The following is a 21,441-nucleotide window of genomic DNA, read 5'->3' on the forward strand; positions in this document are numbered from 1 at the left end:
CGTGCACCTCGCCTACCCCGCCGTCCTCGCCGTGCTGCTGTTCAGCGTCGGCGTGTACGGCGTGCTCGCCCGGCGCAACGTCGTCCTGGTGCTGATGTCGGTCGAGCTGATGCTCAACGCCGTCAACCTCAACCTGGTCGCCTTCGACGTCTGGCTGCGCGACACCCTGCACGCCGGCCAGGCGCTCACCCTGTTCACCATCACCATCGCCGCCGCCGAGATCGGCCTCGGCCTGGCCATCGTGCTGCTGGTCTACCGCACCCGCCGCACCGCTGCCGTCGACGAGGTCACCGCGCTCGGCGACCGCCACGAGGCGGACCCCGAGGAGCTCGCCCGATGAACCTCGCGCTGCCGATCCTCGTCCCCGTGCTGCCCGCGCTCGGCGCTGCCGCCGGCCTCGCCACCGGCCGCCGCCACCCCGGCCTGGCCCGCCCGCTGGCGGTGCTGCCGGTCGCGGTCTCCGCCGTGCTCGCCCTGGTCACCGCCCTGCAGCTGGGCACCGGCGCCACCCTGGACGCCGCCACCCGGCTCGCCCCCACCGGCGGCCCCGAGATCTCGCTCGCCCTGCACCTGGACGGCTTCTCCTCGCTGATCTCGGTGCTGGTCGGCCTGGTCGCCACCTGCGTGCAGGTCTACTCGACCGCGTACCTCAAGGACGACCCGCGCTACCCCTCGTACGCGGCCCTGGTCTCGCTGTTCACCGCCGCGATGTTCCTGGTCGTCTACTCCGGCGACCTGATCGTGCTGCTGGTCGGCTGGGAGGTGATGGGCATCTGCTCGTACTTCCTGATCGGCCACCACTGGGAGACCGCCGACGCCCGCAGCGCCTCGCTCAAGGCGTTCCTGGTCACCAAGCTCGGCGACGTCCCGTTCCTGTTCGGCCTGTTCCTGCTCGGCGCCGACGCCGGGACCTTCCGGATCGCCGAGGTGCTGCGCACCGCCACCGGCGGCGGCCTCGACCACCCGACCCTGATCGCGCTGCTGCTGCTCGCGGGCGTCGCGGGCAAGAGCGCCCAGTTCCCGCTGCACACCTGGCTGCCGGACGCGATGGCCGGCCCCACGCCGGTCTCCGCGCTGATCCACGCCGCCACCATGGTCGCCGCCGGCATCTACCTGGTCGCCCGGCTGCTGCCGGTCTTCCTGCTGTCCTCCGCCGCGCTGCTGGTGCTGGCCGTGATGGCCGCCGTCACCATGGTCGGCTCCGCGCTGTGCGCGCTCGCCCAGGACGACCTCAAGCGCGTCCTCGCCTACTCCACGGTCGGCCAACTCGGCTACATGGCCGGGGCGCTGGCCTCCGGCGACCGGCAGGCCGCGGTGTTCCACCTGGTCGGCCACGGCGCGTTCAAGGCCCTGCTGTTCCTCACCGCCGGCGTGGTCATCCACGCCGCGCACACCAACTCGATCAGCGCCATGTCCCGGATCGACGGCCTGCGCCACCGCGTCCCCGACGCCTACTGGACGATGGGCATCGCCCTGGTCGCCCTGGTCGGCCTGCCGCCGTTCGCCGGCTTCTTCTCCAAGGAGTCGGTGCTCACCGCCGCCGAGCACGCCGCCCACGGCGAGGCCCTCACCGGCCACCTCGGCCCCGCCTCGGCCGTCCCCGCCGCCGCGGGCTGGACGGTGCTGGTCGCCGGACTGCTCACCGCGCTGCTCACCGCCGCCTACGCAGCCCGGCTCTGGCTGGTCGCCTTCCACGCCAAGCCGGTGACACCGGTGGCCGCCCCCGCCGACGCCCCGTACTCCCCGGAGATCGACGAGGCCGACCCGGCGCACGCCGAACCCGCCGCGATGCGCTGGCCGCTGTGGGTGCTGGCCGTGCCCACCATGGGCTTCGGCCTGCTCGGGCTGCGCTCCGACTGGCTGCCCGCACTGCTCGACGGCGAACCGCTGCGCCCCGGCTCCGAGACCATGGTGCTCGGCACCGGCACCGCGCTGGCCGGCCTGCTGATCGGCTGGGCGGCCTGGCGCACCGTCAACGCCCGGGCCGCCGCCCAGCCCGTCCGGGTGCCCCCGCAGGCCGGCCCGCCCGCCGCCGAGACGCTCACCGCCCCCGCCGCCGCCCCGGCCGCCGCCGACCCCGGCCGCCTGCTGCTCGGCCCGCTGTACGGGCCCGCCCAGCACGGCTTCGGCGTCGACCGCCTGTACAGCGCGCTGTTCGTCCGGCCCACCCGGGCCGCCGCCCGGCTGGTCCGCTTCCTGGACCGCGCCGTGGTGGAGACGTACGTGCGCGGGGCGGGCGCCGCCCCCGGCTGGCTCGGCCGCGCCGTCCGCTTCGCCCAGACCGGCAACGCCCAGGGCTACCTGAACGCGCTGCTGGCCGGGGCCGTGCTGCTCGCCGTCCTGGTGGCGGTCGGCTCATGACCCGTCCTCACCTCCCCGTCCCGGCACGACCTTGGAGCCCCCGATGAACGCGGTCCTCATCGCCCTCCTGGCCCTGCCGCTGCTCGGCGCCGCCCTGACGCTCGCCCCGATCGGCGACAAGCAGGCGCTGCGCCTCGGCACCACCGTCACCGGCGGCACCCTGCTGCTGGCGGTCGCCCTCGCCGCGGGCTTCGACCACGGCGACCCGGGCCGGATGCAGGCCGTCACCGACGTGTCCTGGATCCCCGCCCTGGACGTCCGCCTGCACCTGGGCACCGACGGCATCTCGCTGCCGCTGCTGGTGCTCACCGCGCTGCTCACCTTCCTGTGCGCGCTGTACTCGGTGAAGAAGCTCCCCGCGGGCCCCGGCGGCCGGGCCTTCACCGGCCTGCTGCTCCTGCTGGAGACCGGCATGCTGGCCACCTTCGCGGTGCTCGACCTGGTGCTGTTCTTCCTGGCCTTCGAGATCGTGCTGATCCCGATGTACTTCCTGATCGCGCGCTGGGGCAGCGGGCGGAAGGTCGCGGCCGCGAACCGGTTCATCCTGTACACCCTGCTCGGCTCCGCCGTGATGCTGCTCGGCTTCCTGCTGATCGGCGTCAACGCCGGCACCTTCGACATGGTGAAGCTCGCCGCCGCCCACGGCAGCGGCCTGTCCCACACCACCCAGCTGATCGCCGCGCTGGCGATCCTGGTCGGCCTCGCCGTGAAGGCCCCCGCCTGGCCGCTGCACTCCTGGCTGCCCGACGCGCACACCGCCGCCCCCACCGCGGGCTCGGTGCTGCTGGCCGGCGTGATGCTCAAGATGGGCACCTACGGCCTGGTCCGGGTCCTGCTGCCGGTCGTCCCCGACGGCACCGCGACCTTCGCCCCCTACCTGGGCGCGTTCGCCGCCGTCGGCATCGTCTACGGCTCGCTCGCCTGCCTGGCCCTGGCCCGGCCGGGCGCGAAGGGCGACCTGAAGCGGCTGATCGCGTACTCCTCGGTCGGCCACATGGGCTTCGTGCTGCTCGGCATCGCCTCGCTCACCCCGACCGGCCTGAACGGCGCGCTGTTCGCCAACATCGCGCACGGCCTGATCACCGGCCTGCTGTTCTTCGTGGTCGGCGCCGTCAAGGACCGCTACGGCACCGCCGACCTCGACACCCTCTCCGGCGCCACCGGCGCCGCCCTGTACGGCCGCGCCCCGCGGATCGGCGCCCTGCTCGCGTTCGCCGCCGTGGCCAGCCTCGGCCTGCCGGGCCTGGCCGGGTTCTGGGGCGAACTGCTCGCCATGTACGGCGCGTTCGACCCGGCCGCCGGGCTCTCCCGGCCCGCGTTCGTCACCTACATGGTGCTGGCCGGCCTCGGCACCCTGCTGACCGCCGGCTACCTGCTGGTCGTGGTCAAGCGGGTCTGCATGGGCGACCCGGAGCAGCCCGCCCCGGTCGCCGACCTGCCCGACCTCAAGGGCTACGAGGCCGCCAGCTGGACGCCGCTCGCCGCGCTCACCCTGCTCGCGGGCCTGTGGCCGGCCCTGCTCCTCGGCCTCTCCGACCCGGCCGTCAAGCACCTCCTCGGAGGCGGCTGATGGCCACCGCTCACGACCTGGGGCAGCCCCTCATGACTCCGCTGACGCCGCTCGCCGTCGCCGACCCGGGCGGCCTGATCCAGTCCGTCGACTGGGTGGCCGTCGCCCCGCCGCTGATCGCCGCGCTCGCCGCCCTCGCCGTGCTGGTCACCGACCTGTTCCTGCCGCCGGCCCGCAAGCGCCTGCTGGGCCTGCTGAGCGCGGCCGGCCTGCTGGCCGCGCTGGCCGTGCTGATCCCGCTGGCGGTCGGCGACACCCGCTCCACCTTCTGCTTCAAGAGCGGCGGCTGCTCCTACACCGCCGACCACTTCGCGCTCGCCTTCCAACTGCTGGCGCTGGGCGGCGCGCTGCTGACCGTGCTGCTCTCGCTGCACACCGTCGAGGACGAGAAGCTCCCCGGCGGCGAGTACTGGTTCCTGCTGCTCTCCTCCGCCTGCGGCGCCGCCCTGCTGCCCGCCGCCCGCGACCTCGCCACCCTGGTGATCGCCCTGGAGGTCGCCACCCTGCCCGCGTTCGCCCTGGTCGCGCTGCGCCGGGACGGCCGGGGCGCGGAGAGCGCGCTCAAGTTCTTCCTCTCCTCGGTCACCGCGACCGCCGTGATGCTGCTCGGCGTCAGCTTCGTCTACGCCGCCGCCGGAACGATCCAGCTCCAGGGCATCGCCGACGGACTGGCCCACGCCCCGGCCCAGCTGAAGCCGCTCGCCGAGGCGGGCGCGGTGCTCACCCTGGTCGGCTTCGCGTTCAAGACCGCCGCCGTCCCGTTCCACTTCTGGGTCCCCGACACCTACGTCGGCGCGCCGCTCCCGGTGGCCGGCTACCTCTCGGTGGTCGGCAAGGCGGCCGGCCTGTCCGGCCTCGCGCTGGTCACCACCGTCGCCTTCCGCCCGTACGGCCACACCTGGGGCCTGGTGCTGGCGGTCCTCGCCGCGCTCACCATGACGGTCGGCAACGCGGCCGCGCTGCGCCAGCGCACCGACACCCCGCACGGGGCGGTCCGGCTGCTGGCCTGGTCCTCGATCGGCCAGGCCGGCTACCTGCTGGTGCCGCTGGCCGCCGCCGGGTACGCGGGCTCGGACGGGCCGCTGGGCGCGACCGTGGCGTACGCGCTGATCTACGGCCTGGTGAACCTGGGCGCGTTCGGCGCGGTCGCGCTGGTCGGCGGCTCCGGCCGGCTGGACGGCTTCCGCGGCCTGGCCGGGCGCAACCGGTGGGCGGCGTTCGCGCTGGCGTTCTTCCTGCTCTGCCTGGCCGGCCTGCCGCCGGGCGTGGTCGGCCTGTTCGGCAAGGTCGTGGTGTTCCGCGCGGCGGTCGACGCGGGCCTGGGCTGGCTGGCCGTGGTGATGGCGGTGAACGTGGTGGTCGCGCTCGCCTACTACCTGAAGTGGACCGCCCTGCTGTTCGCGCCCGCCGAGTCCGAGTCCAAGTCCGAGCCCGCGCCCGCCCCGGAGGCGGCCGGCCCGCGCCGCGTCCCGGCCTCCCTGACCGCCGCCCTGGGCCTGGCGGCCTGCGGCGCGGTGGTGCTCTCGGTGGCTCCCCAGCTGGTGCTCCAGGTGGTGTCGGGCAGCCTGTTCTGACCTGTGGTCGAATGCCGAGGGGAACGAACCGGCCAGTTCGGCGCGTTGATCCCGGCAGAGGGAAGCGGCTCCACGGCTTCCACCGGCACCACAGGAGGGCCCGCAGTGCACAGCCACCACAACGGATTGCGGACGGCCGTCCTGCTGGGCGGTCTGTCCGCACTGATCCTGGTGATCGGCGGCTTCTTCGGCCGCACCGGCCTGCTGGTGGCCCTGCTGGTCGCGGTCGGCACCAACGCCTACACGTACTGGAACAGCGACAAGCTGGCGCTGCGCGCGATGCGGGCCCGTCCGGTCAGCGAGATCGAGGCCCCGCAGCTGTACCGGATCGTCCGCGAGCTCTCCACCTCGGCCCGCCAGCCGATGCCCCGGCTGTACATCTCGCCCACCCCCGCGCCGAACGCCTTCGCCACCGGCCGCAACCCGCGCAACGCGGCGGTCTGCTGCACCGACGGCATCCTGCAGCTGCTGGACGAGCGCGAGCTGCGCGGCGTCCTGGGCCACGAGCTGAGCCACGTCTACAACCGGGACATCCTGATCTCCTCGGTGGCCGGGGCGCTCGCCTCGGTGGTGATGTTCCTGGTCAACTTCGCCTGGCTGATCCCGGTCGGCCGCTCGGACGACGACGACGGCCCGGGCCTGGTCGGCATGCTGGCGATCATGATCCTGGGGCCGATCGCCGCGGGTCTGATCCAGCTGGCCGTCAGCCGCTCCCGCGAGTACCAGGCGGACGCCGACGGCGCCCGGATCACCGGCGACCCGCTCGCCCTGGCCAGTGCCCTGCGCAAGCTGGACGCCGGCACCCAGCGCCTCCCGCTGCCGCCCGAGCCGCAGCTGCAGACCGCCAGCCACATGATGATCGCCAACCCGTTCCGGCCCGGCGAGCGCGGCGCGAAGCTGTTCTCCACCCACCCGCCGATGCGCGAGCGGATCGCCCGGCTGGAGCGGATGGCCGGGCGCTGACCCCTTCGGGCGAGCCTGCGGCGAGCGTCCGCCGCCCGCTCCCGCCCCGCTGGTAGGGCTGAACGCACTGACCAGTCCGAGGCCGGAGGTGCGGTGCGGTGACGATGCTGCCGAGCGATGCCGAACTGGGCGGCCCGACCGGCCCGCCGGTCCCGCAGCCGCCCCCGCGCCGCCGCTTCGGCCGGGCCTCCCGCCCGCGCCGCGGCCGGGCGCTGGTGACGTGGCTGACCACCACCGACCACAAGCAGATCGGCACCCTCTACCTGGTCACCTCGTTCGCCTTCTTCCTGTTCGGCGGGGTGCTGGCGCTGGTGATGCGGGCCGAGCTGGCCCGGCCGGGGACGCAGATCCTGTCGAACGAGCAGTTCAACCAGGCGTTCACCATGCATGGCACGATCATGCTGCTGATGTTCGCCACCCCGCTGTTCGCGGGCTTCACCAACTGGTTCATGCCGCTCCAGATCGGCGCCCCGGACGTGGCCTTCCCCCGGCTGAACGCCTTCGCGTACTGGATGTACCTGTTCGGCTCGCTGATCGCGGTCGGCGGCTTCCTGACCCCGAACGGCGCGGCCGACTTCGGCTGGTTCGCCTACGCGCCGCTGAACAGCGCGGTGCACTCGCCGGGCGTCGGCGCCGACATGTGGATCATGGGCCTGGCCTTCTCCGGCTTCGGCACCATCCTCGGCTCGGTCAACTTCATCACCACCGTGGTCTGCCTGCGGGCGCCCGGCATGACGCTGTTCCGGATGCCGATCTTCGTCTGGAACGTGGTGCTGACCTCGATCCTGGTGCTGATGGCCTTCCCGGTGCTGGCCGGGGCGCTGCTCTGCCTGGAGGCGGACCGCAAGTTCGGCGCGCACGTCTTCGACCCGGCCAACGGCGGCCCGATCCTGTGGCAGCACCTGTTCTGGTTCTTCGGCCACCCCGAGGTGTACATCATCGCGCTGCCGTTCTTCGGCATCGTGACCGAGATCTTCCCGGTGTTCTCCCGCAAGCCGGTGTTCGGCTACACCGGCCTGATCGGCGCCACCATCGCCATCGCGGGCCTGTCGGTCACCGTCTGGGCGCACCACATGTTCGTCACGGGGCAGGTCCTGCTGCCCTTCTTCTCGTTCATGACCTTCCTGATCGCGGTGCCGACGGGCGTGAAGTTCTTCAACTGGGTCGGCACCATGTGGCGCGGCTCGCTCTCCTTCGAGACCCCGATGCTCTGGTCGGTCGGCTTCCTGGTGACCTTCCTGTTCGGGGGTCTGACGGGCGTCCTGCTCGCCTCGCCGCCGATCGACTTCCACGTCTCCGACTCGTACTTCGTCGTCGCGCACTTCCACTACGTGGTGTTCGGGACGGTGGTCTTCGCCATGTTCGCCGGCTTCTACTTCTGGTGGCCGAAGATGACCGGGCGGATGCTGGACGAGCGGCTCGGGAAGATCCACTTCTGGACGCTGTTCATCGGCTTCCACACCACCTTCCTGGTCCAGCACTGGCTGGGCGCCGAGGGCATGCCGCGCCGCTACGCCGACTACCTGGCGAGCGACGGCTTCACCCCGGGGTGGCCGAGGACGACCCGTGGGGCTACGGCCGCTCGCTGGAGTGGGCGACCTCCTGCCCGCCGCCGCGGCACAACTTCACCACCCTGCCGCGGATCCGCTCCGAGTCCCCGGCCTTCGACCTCCACCACCCGGAGATCGCCGAGTTCGACCGGCTGCAGAACGACCCGCACTGACGCCCGCGCCGACGCCCGCACCGCCCGGAGTGCGGTGCCCGTTTCGTGATGGTACGAATCGTTTCGTCCCTGTGCCGTCCCGGATGCGGGGACGTGCCGTCCGACTGCACGCGGGATCGGAGCGTCATGGACAACTATCCGCTGCTCAACATCTTCTGGACGATGCTGGAGCTGTTCCTCTGGATCCTCTGGTTCTTCCTGCTCTTCAAGATCATCACCGACATCTTCCGCAGCCACGACATGGGCGGCGGCGCCAAGGCCGGCTGGACGATCCTGGTGATCCTGCTGCCCTTCCTGGGCGTGCTGGTCTACCTGATCGTCCGCGGCGGGTCCATGCACGAACGGGACGTCGCCCAGGCCCAGCAGGCCGACGCCGCCTTCCAGGAGTACGTCCGCAAGGCGGCCGGCACGGGGGGCGGCCCGGCCCCCGCGGGCGGCGGCCACGTGGAGGACCTGGCGAAGCTGTCCGAGCTCAGGAACAGCGGCGCGCTGAGCGAGGAGGAGTACCAGCGGGCCAAGGACAAGCTGCTCGCCTGACACCCGTCCGGCGCAACGACGGAAGGCCCGCCCCGGTGGCGGGCCTTCCGTCGTTCCCGCCCCCGGCTACGGCCGGTCGTCCCGCGCGTCCCGGCCGCCGCGGTGCGGGCGGCCGTCGCTGCGGTCGCGGACCAGGGTGAACCGGTCGAACAGCACCGGCACCGGGTCGGGGTTCGCGGCGGTGGCCGGCACCGAGTGGTAGTAGCCGACGGTGATGCTGGTCCGCCCGCCCGGCGCCAGGCCCGGGTCCACGTCGAACACCGCCATGCCGTACGGGTACGCGGTGTCGGGGTCGCGCACCGCCGACCAGGTGGCCTTCTCCTTGGCGTCCGGGTCGGCCTTGAAGGTCAGCCGCTGGGTGCGGACGTACGCGTCGGGGACGCCGCCGGCCGGGTCGGTCAGGAAGGTGTCGTCGTGCGAGGCGGTGCCGCCGCCGCCCAGGATCAGGTGCACGGTGCCCTTGGAGCTGTCGATCCGCCGCAGTTCGTCGTCCACCACGGCCGGGCGCAGCAGGGTGCCCGGGTCGGTGCCGCGGACCGGGTGGGTGCGCTCGTAGTCGTGGTCGTGGCCGGCCAGCACCAGGTCCACCGAGTAGCGGTCCAGGAGCGGCAGCAGGTCCTCGCGCAGGCCCATGTCGCCGCCGTGGCTGCCCGCCGAGGAGGACATGGCGAACTGGTGCATCGAGACCACCACCCAGTCCACCTCGCTGCCGCCGCGGGCCTTCGCCAGGGTGCGCTCCAGCCAGCGCAGCTGGGCGCCCTGGCTGTAGCCGTGCACGTACACCGACTGCCCGGTGGCCGGGTCGATCGAGGCGTCGTCCTCGACCGCGAGGTCGTTGCCGTCCAGGCTCAGGAACAGCACCGAACCGACCTGGAAGGAGTACCAGTTGCCGCAGTAGTCGCGGGTCCGGTTGTCCGGCAGGTCGAACCGGGCGTGGTACGAGGCGTAGCCGAGCTCGCCGCCGCCCGCCTCCACCTCGTGGTTGCCGGGCGCGGGCATCCACGGGCGGTTGGCCGCGGACTGCTGGAGGTTGTTCATGAACGCGTCCCAGCACTGCGGCTGGAGCTGCGGGTTGTTGTTGGCGTACGCGAGGTCCCCGTTGAGCAGGTGGAACAGCGGGTCGAAGCGCTCGACCTGGCGGACCGCCGCCGCCGCGTGCACCGAGGACTTCGACCACTTCGGGTCGCCCGCGCCCAGGTCGCCGAAGCTGGTGAACCGGAACTTCGCCCGCCCGGGCCGCGGTGCGGTCCGGAAGGTGCCGCGGACCGGGGCCGCGCCGTCGTGCGACACCTCGTAGACGTACACGGTGTCCGGGCGCAGCCCGTCCAGCCGGACGTGGTGGGTGTACGTCTCCACCTTGTTCAGCCCGTCCACGTACGAGCGGCTGCGGGCCTGCTCGGTGCGGCCGAAGCCGCCGTCGGCGGTGCCCAGGCGCAGCCTGGGCCGGCGCACCGAGCCGGCCGTCGCCCAGGAGACGGTCATCTGGCTGGACGGCTCCTCGCCCCACTGCAGGTGCACCTGCTCCGGGCCGGGCACCCCGGCCACGGCCGGCTGCGACCAGAGCACCGCCGAGCCGGGGACGGCGGCCAGCAGGCCCGCCGTGGTGGTGGTGCGGAGCACCGTTCTGCGCGAGGGGTGGGCCGGGGGGTGAGCCACTGTCGCCTCCGTTGTAGACAGTCGAGGACCGCCCGGGACGCTCGCAGCCCCCGGCGAACTCCGACCCCCCGCGCGCCGCGCACCGGCTGAACACCCGGTGAACGGCCGGAGGTGACAGGGCGTCAGCTCCCGTCCCGCCACGCCGCCGCCACGGAGCCGCGCCGCCGACTGCCCGTCCCGGCCCCGGTGTGCGAGCCTGGAGGCATGAAGCTGGTCAACTTCCTGCTCAACGTGATCTGGCTGCTGTTCTGCGGCCTGTGGATGGCGATCGGCTACGCGGTCGCCGGGATCGTCTGCTTCCTGCTGATCGTCACGATCCCGTTCGGCGTCGCGGCCTTCCGCCTGGCGGGCTTCATGCTCTGGCCGTTCGGGCGCACCACCGTGGTCCGGGACGACGCGGGCGCGCCCTCCTGCGTGGGCAACGTGATCTGGCTGGTGCTGGCCGGCTGGTGGCTGGCCCTCGGGCACATCGTCACCAGCATCCCGCTGTTCCTGTCGATCATCGGGATCCCGTTCGGCTGGGCCAACCTCAAGATGGTCCCGATCTCGCTCACCCCGCTCGGCCGCGACGTGGTCTCCACCGACCGGGGCTTCGGCACCCGCTGACGACCGGCGCCCCGGCGCCCGCCGACCGGAAAACCGTTCGCGCCCCGGCGGCGCCCGGGGTAGAACCGTCCGGTCGCGGCAGGTCGTCGAAGGGATGTCAGGTGGCGGACGGCGAGCTCATGGCCGGAGGGGTCAACCAGGTGGAGCGGCGCGGCGACCGGGTGCTGCGGCCGACCGGGCCGTGGTCGCCGGCCGTGCACCGGCTGCTGGCGCACCTGCGGGCGGCCGGGTTCACGGCCGCCCCGCGGTTCCACGGCCTGGCCGAGGACGGGCGGGAGGTCCTGGACTTCCTGCCCGGCGACGTCCCGAACTACCCGGCCACCCCGGCCTCCGCCTCCCGCACCGCCCTGCTCGACGCCGCCCGGTTGCTGCGCCGGTACCACGACGCCACGGCGGGCTGCACGGCCGAGGGCTGGATGCTGCCCGCCCGGGAGCCCGTCGAGGTGATCTGCCACGGCGACTACGCCCCGCACAACTGCGTGCTGGACGGCGAACGGGTGGTCGGCGTCATCGACTTCGACACCGCCCACCCCGGCCCCCGGATCTGGGACGTCGCCCACGCCGTCTACCGCTGGGCGCCCACCACCGCGCCCGGCAACGCCGACGGCTTCGGCACCCCCGACGAACAGGCCGCCCGGGTGCGGGAGTTCTGCGACGCGTACGGGCTCGGCCGGGCCGACCGGGCGGGCCTGGTGGACGCGATCGAGGCCCAACTGCACGCCCTGGTCGCCCACATGAGGGCCGAAGCCGCCGCCGGCAGCGCCGCGTTCGCCTCGCACCTGGCCGACGGGCACCACCTGCAGTACCTCGCCGACGCCGCGTACGTGGTGCGCGAGCGGGACCGGTTCGAGGCCCGCCTCCTGGCGGACTGACGGGGGCCGACCCTTCCCGTGCCGGTACGGCCGCGGCGCTACTCCGCCGACCGCTCCAGGTGCTCGCGCAGGGTCCGGAACTCGGCCGCGAGCCCGTCCAGCGTGTAGTGCGCGTTCAGGCCGCTCGGGTTCGGCAGCAGCCAGACCTCGGTGCCGCCGATCGGCTCCGGCTGCGGCCCGACCGCCGCCCGCGGCCGGCCGAACGCCGCCCGGTACGCCCCGATCCCGAGCACCGCCAGCGTGCGCGGCCGCAGCCGCCGCACCCGGGCCTCCAGCGCCAGGCCGCCCTCCCGGTACTCCTCGGCGGTCAGCTCGGACGCCTTCGCGGTGGTCCGGGCCACCACGTTGGTGATCCCGAGCCCGAACCCGAGCAGCTCCCGCTGCTCGTCCGGCCGCAGCTGCCGGGGCGTGAAGCCGGAGCGGTGCAGGGCGGGCCAGAACCGGTTGCCCGGCCGGGCGAAGTGCTGCCCGGTGGCGCCCGACCACAGGCCCGGATTGATCCCGCAGAACAGCACCCGCAGGCCGGGCGCGGCCACGTCCTCGATGGTGCTGTCCTGGGCGGCGGCGAGCTGTTCGGGCGTGGGCCTGGCACCGGCGGCCGGGCGCTGTTGCGGCGGAGTACGGGTCACCCCGCCCACTCTGCCGTACCGGCGCCGTACCGGCGCTGTACCAGTGGGCGCGCGCACGCCGTCGAGCGCCTGCGAACAGTTTTCGGAACCGCCTTCCGGGAAGGGTGTTCCGGCAGGTCGGAACGGGTGCGGTCGATGTCCGGCATATCGGATGGATAGTCAGTTCGATTGTTTTCCTGACCTGATGACTTCTCTGACGGAGAATGGGGCGGTGTCATACGAACTGAACGCGTTGATCGCCGCGTCGGAACTGATCGCGGTGGTGGCGGCCGAAGTCCCGCTCGCCCGTCCCGCGCCCCTGCCGCACGGTCTCGCACTGGTGCCGATGACCGACGAACTCCACGACGCGCTCCAACACCCCTCCAACACCCCGGACTTCGGCTTCAAGCGGTTCCCCTCCGGATTCGCCCTGCGGATCGCCGGCTGGTCCAAGGCCGCCCCGATCGCCTACGCCGAGACCGACGAGGGCCACCCCGGCGGACGCCGCACCGCGCTCTGGTACGACGGCCGGATCACCCTCGGCCCGCTCACCCCCGCCGACGGCACCCCGCTCGACCGCGTCCTGCACGCCCTCGGCGCCACCGGCCCCGCCGCCCCCGCCGTCGCCACCGCCCTCGACGCGTACCGCCGCCGGCCGACCGAGGACTGACCCGGCCGCCGCCCCCGACACCGCCGGCCTGCTCGGCGCCCTCCCGACCACCCCGCCCAGCGCTCCCCGACCCCCGACCCCCCGTCGAAACGCCGGGAGGGCGCACCGTCGCCGGTGCGCCCTCCCGGGGCGGTTCGTGCCGCTGCTCAGCGGTAGTTGACGAACTGGACGGCGAAGTCCAGGTCCTTGCCCTTGAGCAGCGTCTGCACGGCCTGCAGGTCGTCGCGCGACTTCGAGCTGACCCGCAGCTCGTCGCCCTGGACCTGCGCCTTGACGCCCTTCGGGCCCTCGTCGCGGATGATCTTCGCGACCTTCTTGGCATCCTCGGTGGTGATGCCTTCCTTGATGTCGGCGAAGATCTTGTACTCCTTGCCGGACAGCTGCGGCTCCGCCGCGTCCAGCGCCTTCAGCGACAGCCCGCGCTTCACGAACTTGGTCTGCAGCACGTCCAGGATCGCCCGGACCCGCTCCTCGCCGTTGGCCTTCATCTCGATCTTCTCGCCGGACCGCTTGATCTCGGCGCCCACGTTCTTGAAGTCGAAGCGGGTGGCGATCTCGCGGGAGGTCTGGTTGATCGCGTTGTCGACCTCCTGCCACTCGACCTTCGAGACGATGTCGAAACTGGAGTCGGCCATGGGTGTTGGTCTCCTTGCACTACAGGCTGCACGGTCGCGCCGCCCGCCACCGGCGGGCGACGCCCCAGCCTATCCAGCACCCCGCGCCCCCGCCCGCAACAGCCGCGCGCCGACCTTGATCACGACGTGACGTAACCGAGTGGCAGACCACCCCCCAACATCAGGTATCGTTTACGACGTCGAACGGGGCACCACCCCGTGAGACACCATCCCTGGCTGGTTGCCCGAGCGGCCAAAGGGAGCAGACTGTAAATCTGTCGCGCAAGCTACGCAGGTTCGAACCCTGCACCAGCCACCGGATAGTGAAGAAGCCCCTGGGCTGCGGAAACGCAGCTCAGGGGCTTCTTTCGTTGCCGCGGGCCGGGTGGCTCAGCCCGGGTGGTTCTGGCGGGGGAGGGCCAGGGTGACGGTGTCGGCGAATTCGCGGACGGCGCTGGTGCGGGAGACGATGCGGCCGCAGTGGACGACCAGGCGGGACTGGCCGCCGGAGAGGGCGCCGTCCAGGGTGTCGCCGCGGACGGCGAGGAGTTCGGCGGGGAAGCCGGCGTCGACCCGGACGGGGGGCAGGCCGAGGGTGGTGCGGGCCTGGGCGGAGACGGCGTCGTAGGCGGCTTCGGGGGAGAGGGCGCCGCTCGCGGCGAGCAGGCGGGCGGCGTCCAGCGGGTCGGCCCGGCCGACCGGGTTGGAGGGGTCGCGGAGGGCTCCGGCGCCGGCCGTGAGGGCGACCCGGGCGCGGGCGAACTCCCGCACCAGGGACGGGCGCAGGCCGATCGGGGGGCCTTCGAGGCCGGTGCAGCCGCCGTTCTGCGGCAGGCAGGCGACCCGGATGCCGGCGCCGGCCAGCACGCCCGCGCCGCCGGGCGGCAGCGCGCTGCACGGGCCGAGCGTGACCCGGGGCCGGTGCGGGGCCAGCGCGGCGACCAGTCGGGCGAGTTGGGCCTGGTCGGCGGCGTTGGTGTGCAGGTCGACCGGGCAGTCCGCCTCGGCCGCGGCGTCCAGGACGGCCTGCGCGTAGCCGACCGGGTCCGGGTCGAGGTCGGGGCAGCCGCCCGCCGCGTCCGCGCCGAGTTTGAGGGCGTCCCGCAGCAGGGCCCGGCCGTCGGCCCCGGCGCGGCCGGTGAGCAGCCGGGGCATCGCCACCGCCTGCAGTTCGGCCAGCCCGCGCAGCGCCTGGCGGGCGGTGAGGACGGCCTCCAGCCGGCGCAGCCCGTGCGCGTCGCCGATCCGGACGTGGGTGCGCTGGGCGGTGGCCCCGTAGCCGAGCGAGGTGAGCGCGGACTCGGTGGCCCGGCGGACCAGTTCGGCCGGGCCGTCCGGGGCGGGTTCGGGCAGGGCGGCGGCGAACGCGCTGTCGTGGTGCCCGTGCGGTTCGGCGGGGGCGGGCAGCAGCAGGTAGCCGGAGAGGTCGATCCGGGCGCCGGTGGTGACGGTGGGCTGCCCGGGCAGGGCGGGCAGCGGCCCGAGGCTGCCGACGGTGCCGACGGCCTGGATCCGGTCCCCGCTGATCCGGACGTCCACCACCCGGCCGTCCAGCAGCCGGGCGCCGGTGAGCAGCAGCACCGGCCCGTGCCCGAGCGGGTTGGCGGGCGGTGGCTGGGCGCCCTCGGTGGGTTCGCTCATCGGCCCGCTCCTCCAGTCCCGTTGACCGCCCGGCGGCTCCGGGGCCCGGTGCGGGCGGCCGGCCGGCGGCGCGCCCGTGCGGCCGTGGGCGGCCGCGCGGGGGATCACTGACGGTCGAGCCTAGGCCGCGCTCGGCGGGGACCGGTGGATGCGGGCCGCCAGGACGTGTCGGGACGTGTCGGGCGGGCCCGGGTTGCGGCGGGGGTCGAACGGGTGTCGGGTGACGGCCCGTCAGTACGGGCCCGCCGACCTGCGGAGATCCGGCGCGGATACGGATTTCACCTCTGGCCCGGAACCGTGTAATCTCTTCCTCGTTCGCCCCTATAGCTCAGTCGGTAGAGCGTCTCCATGGTAAGGAGAAGGTCTGCGGTTCGATTCCGCATGGGGGCTCTGGTGAAGAGTTCCTCGCCTCGGCGGGGTTCCGATCATCAAAGCGGTGTAGCTCAGTTGGTAGAGCAAGCGGCTCATAATCGCTGTGTCACCGGTTCAAGTCCGGTCACCGCTACCCCGCGTAGTCGATCGGGGGATCACTCCCGATCGGCTACTCTTGTCTGTGTTCTTATTCGTTGTCCAAGGAAGGCACTCCCGTGGCTGCCACCGATGTCCGCCCGAAGATCACGCTGGCCTGCGTGGAGTGCAAGGAGCGGAACTACATCACCAAGAAGAACCGGCGTAACGACCCGGACCGTCTTGAGATGAAGAAGCACTGCCCGCGTTGCAACTCTCACACGGCGCACCGCGAAACCCGCTGACTTTGCCTCGACTCCAGGCCGCACCCCACCACGGGGAGCGGCCTGGAGTCATTTCTGCATGACGGGCCGGACGCCGGGCCGGACGCACGACCAGAGGAGTTGCCCCCATGCCGCTCGACCCCTCGTTCATCGGGCGGACCTACCCGCCCACCGAACCGTACGAGGTGGGCCGGGAGAAGATCCGCGAGTTCGCCGCGGCGATCGGTGACGCGAACCCGGCGTACACCGACACCGAGGCCGCCAAGGCGTTCGGGCACCCGGACGTCATCGCTCCGCCGACCTTCCCCTTCATGCTGAGCTTCCGGGCCGCGGCGCAGGTCGTGAACGACCCCGAACTCGGGCTGGACTACAGCCGGGTGGTGCACGGCGACCAGAAGTTCGTCTACGCCCGCCCGGTGCGGGCCGGTGACCGGCTCTCGGTCACCATCAGCATCGACGCGATCAAGTCGCTGGCGGGCAACGACGTGCTGACCGTCCGCGGCGAGGTCGACGACGCCGGCGGCGAGCACGTGGTGACGTCGATCATGACGCTGGTGGCGCGCGCCGCCGAAGCCGGGGAGGAGTGACCGTGACGGTCCGCTTTGACGAGGTCCAGGTCGGCACCGAGCTGCCGGCGCAGTCGTTCCCGGTCACCCGGGCGACGCTGGTGCAGTACGCCGGTGCCTCCGGGGACTTCAACCCGATCCACTGGAACGAGAAGTTCGCCCTGGAGGTCGGCCTCCCGGACGTGATCGCGCACGGCATGTTCACCATGGCCGAGGCCGCCCGGGTGGTCACCGACTGGGTCGGCGACCCGGGCGCGGTGGTCGAGTACGGCGTCCGCTTCACCAAGCCGGTGGTCGTCCCCAACGACGGCATCGGCGCCACCGTCGAGGTGACCGGGAAGGTCGCCGCGCTGCTGGAGGACAACCGGGTCCGGGTCGACCTGGTGGCGACCAGCGGCGGGCAGAAGGTGCTCGGGATGGCCCGGGCGGTCGTCCGGCTGGGCTGAGCGCCCGCGGGGTGCGGTTTCCGGGGGCCCGGCCTCCGGAACGCGCCCCACCGGTCCGCTTGCCAAAGTTATTGGCCAATCACTAACCTGGGGGGCATGGCCAGGAACAGCATGCGGATGTCCGCCGAGGAGCGGCGCGAGAGCGTCGTCCGGGCGGCCATGGTGGAGTTCGCCCGGGGCGGGTACCGGGGGACGTCCACCGAGGCGATCGCCCGCCGGGTGGGCGTCTCGCAGCCGTACCTGTTCCGGCTCTTCCCCAACAAGCAGGCGATCTTCGAGGCGGCCGCCGAGCACTGCATCGAGGAGACCTGGCGGGTCTTCGACCGGGCGTCGGAGGGCCTGACCGGGGAGGCGGCGTGCGAGGCGATGGGCGCCGCGTACCTGGACCTGATCGCGGACCGCGAGCAGGTCATGATGCAGATGCAGATCTACGTCTCGGTGTTCGCGGCGGAGTCGGCCGGCGAGCACGGCATCGGGGAGGCGGCCCGGGAGGGCTGGATGCGGCTGTTCGAGCGGGTCCGGGAGCGGATCGGCGGCGACCAGGAGGCGGCGACCGGGTTCATGGCGCACGGCATGCTGATCAACACCCTGGTGGCGCTCGGGTACCCGGCGGACCACCGGATCTGGTCCGGGCTCGAGGGGCCCCGCACGCAGGAGGCCGGGGAAGGCTGAGGCGCTCCGCCGACGACGGCGGCGCGCCCTTTTTTCGGCCCACGAAAGTTATTGATCAATCACAACCTTTGGGGGAAAGAGAGATGAACAGGCAAGCCGTCTGGACCCTGGTGGTCGTCAGCGTCGCCAGCTTCATGGCCGGACTCGACAACCTGGTGGTCACCACCGCGCTCCCCGCGATCCGCACCGACCTCGGCGGGGCGCTCGCCGACCTGGAGTGGACGGTCAGCGCGTACACCCTGACCTTCGCCGTCCTGCTGATGTTCGGCGCGGCCCTCGGCGACCGCTTCGGCCGCCGCCGGATGTTCGTCGCCGGACTCGCCGTCTTCACCCTCGGCTCGGCCTCCGCCGCGCTCGCCCCCGACATGGGGACGCTGATCGCCGCCCGCGCCGTCCAGGGCGCCGGCGCGGCGGTGATGGTGCCGCTCACCCTCACCCTGCTCACCGTCGCGGTCCCCGCCGCCCGGCGCGGCATGGCCTTCGGCATCTGGTCCGGCGTCGCCGGGCTGGCCGTCGCCACCGGCCCGCTGATCGGCGGCAGCCTCACCGAGCACTTCTCCTGGCAGTGGATCTTCTGGGTGAACGTCCCGGTCGGCCTGGTGCTGCTGCCGCTGTCCCGCGCCGTGCTCGGCGAGAGCCGCGGCGAGCACCCCCGCCTCGACCTCCCCGGCACCGCACTGGTCAGCGCCGGACTGTTCGGCCTCGTCCTCGGCCTGGTCCGCGGCAACCCCGACGGCTGGACCGACCCGCTGGTGCTCGGCTCGCTGACCGGCGGCGCCCTGCTGCTGGCCGCCTTCGTCGGGTACGAGATCCGCGGGGCGCAGCGGCCGATGCTCCCGATGCGGCTGTTCCGCAGCCGGGCGTTCAGCGCCGTCAACGCCGCCAGCCTGCTGATGTACCTGGGCATGTTCGGCTCGATCTTCCTGATCAGCCAGTACTTCCAGGGCGTCAACGGCTACAGCTCCGAGCAGGCCGGCGTCCGGATGCTCCCCTGGACGGCCATGCCGTTGCTGGTCGCCCCGGTCGCCGGGCTGCTCACCGACCGGATCGGCGGCCGCCCCATCGTGGTCACCGGACTGGTCCTGCAGGCCCTCGGCCTGCTCGGGATCGCCCTGCTCGCCCAGCACTCCGCCGGGTACGGGCAGCAGGTCCCGGTCCTGATGGTCTGCGGCATCGGCATGTCCCTCTACTTCGCCCCCACCGCCAACCTGGTGATGGCCAGCGTCCGCCCCGCCGAACAGGGCATCGCCTCCGGCGCGAACAACGCGATGCGCGAGGTCGGCGGCGCGCTCGGAGTGGCCGTGCTCTCCGCCGTGTTCTCCGCCCGCGGCGGCTACGGCAGCACCGCGGCCTTCACCGACGGGCTCACCGCCGCGCTGCTGGTCGGCGCCGCCGCGATCGGGGCCGGCGCGGTCGCCGCCGCGCTCGTCCCCCGGCGGCACGGCATGCGGACCGCCGCCGGAGCCGACCCCGAACCCGTCCTGGCCGGCCGGTCCTGACCGGCCCGGCACCCGCCACCGCACGAGGAGGAACCGACCGTGCTCGCCATGACACTCCCCTGGACCCCGGGGCCCGCCGCGCAGCGGCCACCGGCCCGGCCCGTGGTGATGGCCGCCGAACTCCAGGTCCGCGGACTGCGCCACGTCCCCGGCTTCCTGCGGCAGTCGCTGAAGGTCCGCGACCGGGCCTGCCGCGCCCCCGGCGCGCTCGGCGTCACCCTGCGCGCCGCACCGCTGCGCCGCACCTTCTGGGTGCTCTCCAGTTGGAGCGACGAGGAGGCGCTCGCCGCGTTCGTCCGCTCCGGGACGCACCGGCAGGCGATGACCGCGCTCCGCCCCGTGATGGCCCGCTCCGCGTTCGCCACTTGGGAGGCGCAGAGCGCGGCCGAACCCGGCTGGACCGAGGCCCGCCGCCGGCTCGCCGAAGCCGGGTAGTGCCCGCTCCGGGGCCCGCGCGATCCGGCCCCGCGCACCGGCCCGGTGGCCGGGGGCGGGCCGGATCTCGCTTACGCTGGGGCGGTGATCGAGCAGATGGATGCGCCGCTGGCCCCGTTGACGACGCTGCGCCTGGGCGGCCCCGCCCGCCGGCTGGTGACCGCCGGGACGGACGCCGAGGTGGTGGCCGCGGTGCGGGCCGCCGACGCGGCCGGGGAACCGCTGCTGGTGCTCGGCGGCGGGTCGAACCTGGTGATCGGGGACGCCGGCTTCCCCGGCACGGTGCTGCGGATCGCCACCGAGGGCTTCGCCCTGGACGGGACGCTGCTGGAACTGGCGGCCGGCGAGGTCTGGTCGGACGCGGTGGCCCGCACCGTCGCCGCCGGACTGGCCGGCCTCGAGTTCCTGGCCGGCATCCCCGGCTCGGCGGGCGCCACCCCGGTGCAGAACGTCGGGGCGTACGGGCAGGAGGTCGCCGAGAGCATCACCGAGGTGGTCGCGTACGACCGCCTGCTCGGCGAGAGCGTCACCCTGGCCAACGCCGACTGCGCCTTCTCCTACCGGCACAGCCGCTTCAAGGCCGACCCGGACCGGTACGTGGTGCTGCGGGTGCGGTTCCGGCTCGCGGACGAGGGCGGCCTGTCCTCGCCGGTGAAGTACGCCGAGGTGGCCCGGGCGATGGGCGTCGAGCCGGAGCAGCGGGTCAAGCTCGGCGACGCGCACGCCGAGGTGCTGCGGCTGCGCGCGGGCAAGGGCATGGTGCTGGACGCCGCCGACCACGACACCTGGTCGGCCGGCTCGTTCTTCACCAACCCGGTCCTGACGGACGCCCAGTTCGCCGCTTTCACCGCCCGGTTGGGCGACCTGCGGGCGCCGGCCTACCCGGCGGGGGAGGGGCTCACCAAGACCTCCGCGGCCTGGCTGATCGACAACGCGGGCTTCCGCAAGGGCCACGGCAGCGGTCCGGCGACGCTCTCCACCAAGCACACCCTCGCCCTGACCAACCGGGGCTCGGCGACCACCGAGGACCTGCTCGCCCTGGCCCGCGAGGTCCGCGACGGCGTCCGGGCGGCGTTCGGGGTGGAACTGGTCAACGAGCCGGTGATGGTGGGCGTCAGCCTCTGAGGCCCCGGGGCGGTGCGGCCGGTACTCAGCCGGCGGCTGAGTACCCGCGCGCTGTCGGGCCGCGCCCCGGGTGCGGGACGCTCGGCCGGTGAGAGCGACGACCGCGGACCGCGTACCCCTGCTGCTGCCCCTGCTGACCGCCGTCCTGGCCTGGGCCGCCTGGCTGGGGTGGGACGGGGAGCGGGACGTCGCCCCGGACGGCACGGTGTCCGGCCCGTACGAGGGGTGGCAGGTGCTCGGCCTGGTGCTGACGGTCGGCGCGGCGGTGTGCTGGTCGGCGCACCGGGGCCGGGCGCGCGCCGCGGTCGCGGGCAGCACGGCGGGCCTGACGGGCGCCGCCTGGGCGGACTGGTCCGGGGAGGGCGACGGGCTGTTCGTGGTCGGGGTGGCCCTGGTCGCGGTCGGCGCCCTGGCGGCGGGCGGGCTGCTCGCCGCGGCGACCGGCGCCCTCACCCGGCGACGTCGCCGTCGGCACTAGGGAGCGTATTCGGTCGTGATCAAGGGGCGGGCTTGGTGAGGTCTTTGAGCCAGATCATCGCGCCGCGAAGGCGGAGGCCAGCGAGGTAGCTCTC

At 73.4% G+C, this 21,441-nt stretch carries 21 protein-coding genes, 3 tRNA genes and 1 pseudogene; 21 read left to right on the forward strand and 4 right to left on the reverse strand.

The window, feature by feature from the left end; genetic code table 11:
- Position 1: 1 nt before the first annotated feature.
- From nuoK to IH44_RS0125940, 7 genes and pseudogenes are all read left to right on the forward strand, one after another.
- A complete protein-coding gene (nuoK, locus tag IH44_RS0125910) occupies positions 2-340 on the forward strand; it encodes an NADH-quinone oxidoreductase subunit NuoK (protein ID WP_035956402.1) in 339 nt (112 codons plus the stop codon).
- Positions 337-2,361, forward strand: a complete 2,025-nt coding sequence (locus IH44_RS0125915) for an NADH-quinone oxidoreductase subunit L (RefSeq protein WP_030462136.1) — start codon at positions 337-339, stop codon at positions 2,359-2,361. Before nuoK ends, IH44_RS0125915 begins: the two co-directional genes overlap by 4 nt.
- Before the next feature lie 43 nt (positions 2,362-2,404).
- Positions 2,405-3,931 carry a NuoM family protein gene (locus IH44_RS0125920; protein WP_030462137.1) on the forward strand — a complete coding sequence of 509 codons (1,527 nt, stop codon included), beginning with the start codon at positions 2,405-2,407 and terminating at the stop codon, positions 3,929-3,931.
- Positions 3,931-5,505 (forward strand): NADH-quinone oxidoreductase subunit N, encoded by a 1,575-nt coding sequence (locus tag IH44_RS0125925; protein ID WP_369794997.1) that lies wholly within the window; start codon positions 3,931-3,933, stop codon positions 5,503-5,505. Before IH44_RS0125920 ends, IH44_RS0125925 begins: the two co-directional genes overlap by 1 nt.
- 105 nt (positions 5,506-5,610) lie before the next feature.
- The gene (gene htpX / locus IH44_RS0125930; protein WP_030462139.1) at positions 5,611-6,468 is read left to right on the forward strand and encodes a zinc metalloprotease HtpX; all 858 of its coding nucleotides are present in this window, start codon (positions 5,611-5,613) and stop codon (positions 6,466-6,468) included.
- Positions 6,469-6,572: 104 nt separating this feature from the next.
- Positions 6,573-8,191, forward strand: a pseudogene (locus IH44_RS41430) (cbb3-type cytochrome c oxidase subunit I).
- A 126-nt stretch (positions 8,192-8,317) separates the two neighbouring features.
- The gene (locus IH44_RS0125940) at positions 8,318-8,728 is read left to right on the forward strand and encodes an SHOCT domain-containing protein (protein WP_030462140.1); all 411 of its coding nucleotides are present in this window, start codon (positions 8,318-8,320) and stop codon (positions 8,726-8,728) included.
- Positions 8,729-8,794: 66 nt separating this feature from the next.
- Here IH44_RS0125940 and IH44_RS0125945 read toward each other — a convergent pair whose 3' ends face one another.
- Positions 8,795-10,384, reverse strand: coding sequence for a metallophosphoesterase family protein (locus IH44_RS0125945; RefSeq protein WP_157852463.1), 1,590 nt, complete (start codon positions 10,382-10,384; stop codon positions 8,795-8,797).
- 204 nt (positions 10,385-10,588) lie between these two features.
- Between IH44_RS0125945 and IH44_RS0125950 the strand changes: the two genes are divergently transcribed.
- Complete coding sequence (locus tag IH44_RS0125950) at positions 10,589-10,990, forward strand: YccF domain-containing protein (protein ID WP_030462142.1); 402 nt, start codon at positions 10,589-10,591, stop codon at positions 10,988-10,990.
- 101 nt (positions 10,991-11,091) lie between these two features.
- Complete coding sequence (locus tag IH44_RS0125955) at positions 11,092-11,862, forward strand: aminoglycoside phosphotransferase family protein (RefSeq protein ID WP_232795087.1); 771 nt, start codon at positions 11,092-11,094, stop codon at positions 11,860-11,862.
- Positions 11,863-11,900: 38 nt separating this feature from the next.
- Here IH44_RS0125955 and mug read toward each other — a convergent pair whose 3' ends face one another.
- Positions 11,901-12,491 (reverse strand): G/U mismatch-specific DNA glycosylase, encoded by a 591-nt coding sequence (mug, locus tag IH44_RS0125960; protein ID WP_035956414.1) that lies wholly within the window; start codon positions 12,489-12,491, stop codon positions 11,901-11,903.
- 211 nt (positions 12,492-12,702) lie between these two features.
- Between mug and IH44_RS0125965 the strand changes: the two genes are divergently transcribed.
- Positions 12,703-13,140, forward strand: coding sequence for a hypothetical protein (locus IH44_RS0125965; protein ID WP_030462145.1), 438 nt, complete (start codon positions 12,703-12,705; stop codon positions 13,138-13,140).
- A 146-nt stretch (positions 13,141-13,286) separates the two neighbouring features.
- Here IH44_RS0125965 and IH44_RS0125970 read toward each other — a convergent pair whose 3' ends face one another.
- A complete protein-coding gene (locus IH44_RS0125970; protein ID WP_030462146.1) occupies positions 13,287-13,775 on the reverse strand; it encodes a YajQ family cyclic di-GMP-binding protein in 489 nt (162 codons plus the stop codon).
- Between the two features lie 214 nt (positions 13,776-13,989).
- Here IH44_RS0125970 and IH44_RS0125975 point away from each other — a divergent pair.
- Positions 13,990-14,070, forward strand: a tRNA-Tyr gene (locus IH44_RS0125975).
- A 74-nt stretch (positions 14,071-14,144) separates the two neighbouring features.
- Here the strand turns inward: IH44_RS0125975 and IH44_RS0125980 are convergent.
- Entirely contained in the window at positions 14,145-15,395 is a 1,251-nt protein-coding gene (locus tag IH44_RS0125980) for a hydrolase (RefSeq protein ID WP_030462147.1), read from the reverse strand.
- Positions 15,396-15,712: 317 nt separating this feature from the next.
- Here IH44_RS0125980 and IH44_RS0125985 point away from each other — a divergent pair.
- The 10 genes from IH44_RS0125985 to IH44_RS0126025 all read left to right on the forward strand — a co-directional run bounded on the left by IH44_RS0125985 (position 15,713) and on the right by IH44_RS0126025 (position 21,347).
- Positions 15,713-15,785 (forward strand) — tRNA-Thr (locus IH44_RS0125985).
- Between the two features lie 42 nt (positions 15,786-15,827).
- Positions 15,828-15,900, forward strand: a tRNA-Met gene (locus IH44_RS0125990).
- A gap of 82 nt (positions 15,901-15,982) precedes the next feature.
- Complete coding sequence (rpmG, locus tag IH44_RS44550) at positions 15,983-16,147, forward strand: 50S ribosomal protein L33 (protein ID WP_006604855.1); 165 nt, start codon at positions 15,983-15,985, stop codon at positions 16,145-16,147.
- Between the two features lie 107 nt (positions 16,148-16,254).
- The gene (locus tag IH44_RS0125995) at positions 16,255-16,713 is read left to right on the forward strand and encodes a MaoC family dehydratase N-terminal domain-containing protein (protein WP_030462148.1); all 459 of its coding nucleotides are present in this window, start codon (positions 16,255-16,257) and stop codon (positions 16,711-16,713) included.
- On the forward strand, positions 16,710-17,138 hold the full coding sequence (locus IH44_RS0126000; protein WP_030462149.1) for a MaoC family dehydratase: 429 nt from the start codon (positions 16,710-16,712) through the stop codon (positions 17,136-17,138). Before IH44_RS0125995 ends, IH44_RS0126000 begins: the two co-directional genes overlap by 4 nt.
- A gap of 96 nt (positions 17,139-17,234) precedes the next feature.
- On the forward strand, positions 17,235-17,810 hold the full coding sequence (locus IH44_RS0126005) for a TetR/AcrR family transcriptional regulator (protein ID WP_232795088.1): 576 nt from the start codon (positions 17,235-17,237) through the stop codon (positions 17,808-17,810).
- 83 nt (positions 17,811-17,893) lie between these two features.
- A complete protein-coding gene (locus IH44_RS0126010; RefSeq protein WP_107066626.1) occupies positions 17,894-19,309 on the forward strand; it encodes a DHA2 family efflux MFS transporter permease subunit in 1,416 nt (471 codons plus the stop codon).
- Positions 19,310-19,357: 48 nt separating this feature from the next.
- Positions 19,358-19,744 carry an antibiotic biosynthesis monooxygenase gene (locus tag IH44_RS0126015; RefSeq protein ID WP_030462152.1) on the forward strand — a complete coding sequence of 129 codons (387 nt, stop codon included), beginning with the start codon at positions 19,358-19,360 and terminating at the stop codon, positions 19,742-19,744.
- An 84-nt stretch (positions 19,745-19,828) separates the two neighbouring features.
- Complete coding sequence (locus tag IH44_RS0126020; protein ID WP_030462153.1) at positions 19,829-20,869, forward strand: UDP-N-acetylmuramate dehydrogenase; 1,041 nt, start codon at positions 19,829-19,831, stop codon at positions 20,867-20,869.
- 88 nt (positions 20,870-20,957) lie between these two features.
- Complete coding sequence (locus tag IH44_RS0126025) at positions 20,958-21,347, forward strand: hypothetical protein (protein ID WP_030462154.1); 390 nt, start codon at positions 20,958-20,960, stop codon at positions 21,345-21,347.
- The last annotated feature ends 94 nt before the right edge of the window (positions 21,348-21,441 follow it).

Source organism: Kitasatospora sp. NRRL B-11411, assembly GCF_000721345.1.
Taxonomy (GTDB): Bacteria; Actinomycetota; Actinomycetes; order Streptomycetales; family Streptomycetaceae; genus Kitasatospora; species Kitasatospora cineracea.

Excerpts from the sequence above, each read along its gene's own strand:
- IH44_RS0125970 (WP_030462146.1), bottom strand. The coding sequence starts at position 13,775 with ATGGCCGACTCCAGTTTCGACATCGTCTCGAAGGTCGAGTGGCAGGAG.
- IH44_RS0126005 (WP_232795088.1), top strand. The coding sequence starts at position 17,235 with ATGGCCAGGAACAGCATGCGGATGTCCGCCGAGGAGCGGCGCGAGAGC.
- IH44_RS0125920 (WP_030462137.1), top strand. The coding sequence starts at position 2,405 with ATGAACGCGGTCCTCATCGCCCTCCTGGCCCTGCCGCTGCTCGGCGCC.
- IH44_RS0125925 (WP_369794997.1), top strand. The coding sequence starts at position 3,931 with ATGGCCACCGCTCACGACCTGGGGCAGCCCCTCATGACTCCGCTGACG.
- IH44_RS0125950 (WP_030462142.1), top strand. The coding sequence starts at position 10,589 with ATGAAGCTGGTCAACTTCCTGCTCAACGTGATCTGGCTGCTGTTCTGC.
- IH44_RS0125995 (WP_030462148.1), top strand. The coding sequence starts at position 16,255 with ATGCCGCTCGACCCCTCGTTCATCGGGCGGACCTACCCGCCCACCGAA.
- IH44_RS0125915 (WP_030462136.1), top strand. The coding sequence starts at position 337 with ATGAACCTCGCGCTGCCGATCCTCGTCCCCGTGCTGCCCGCGCTCGGC.
- IH44_RS0126010 (WP_107066626.1), top strand. The coding sequence starts at position 17,894 with ATGAACAGGCAAGCCGTCTGGACCCTGGTGGTCGTCAGCGTCGCCAGC.
- IH44_RS0125940 (WP_030462140.1), top strand. The coding sequence starts at position 8,318 with ATGGACAACTATCCGCTGCTCAACATCTTCTGGACGATGCTGGAGCTG.
- IH44_RS0125980 (WP_030462147.1), bottom strand. The coding sequence starts at position 15,395 with ATGAGCGAACCCACCGAGGGCGCCCAGCCACCGCCCGCCAACCCGCTC.
- IH44_RS0126015 (WP_030462152.1), top strand. The coding sequence starts at position 19,358 with ATGACACTCCCCTGGACCCCGGGGCCCGCCGCGCAGCGGCCACCGGCC.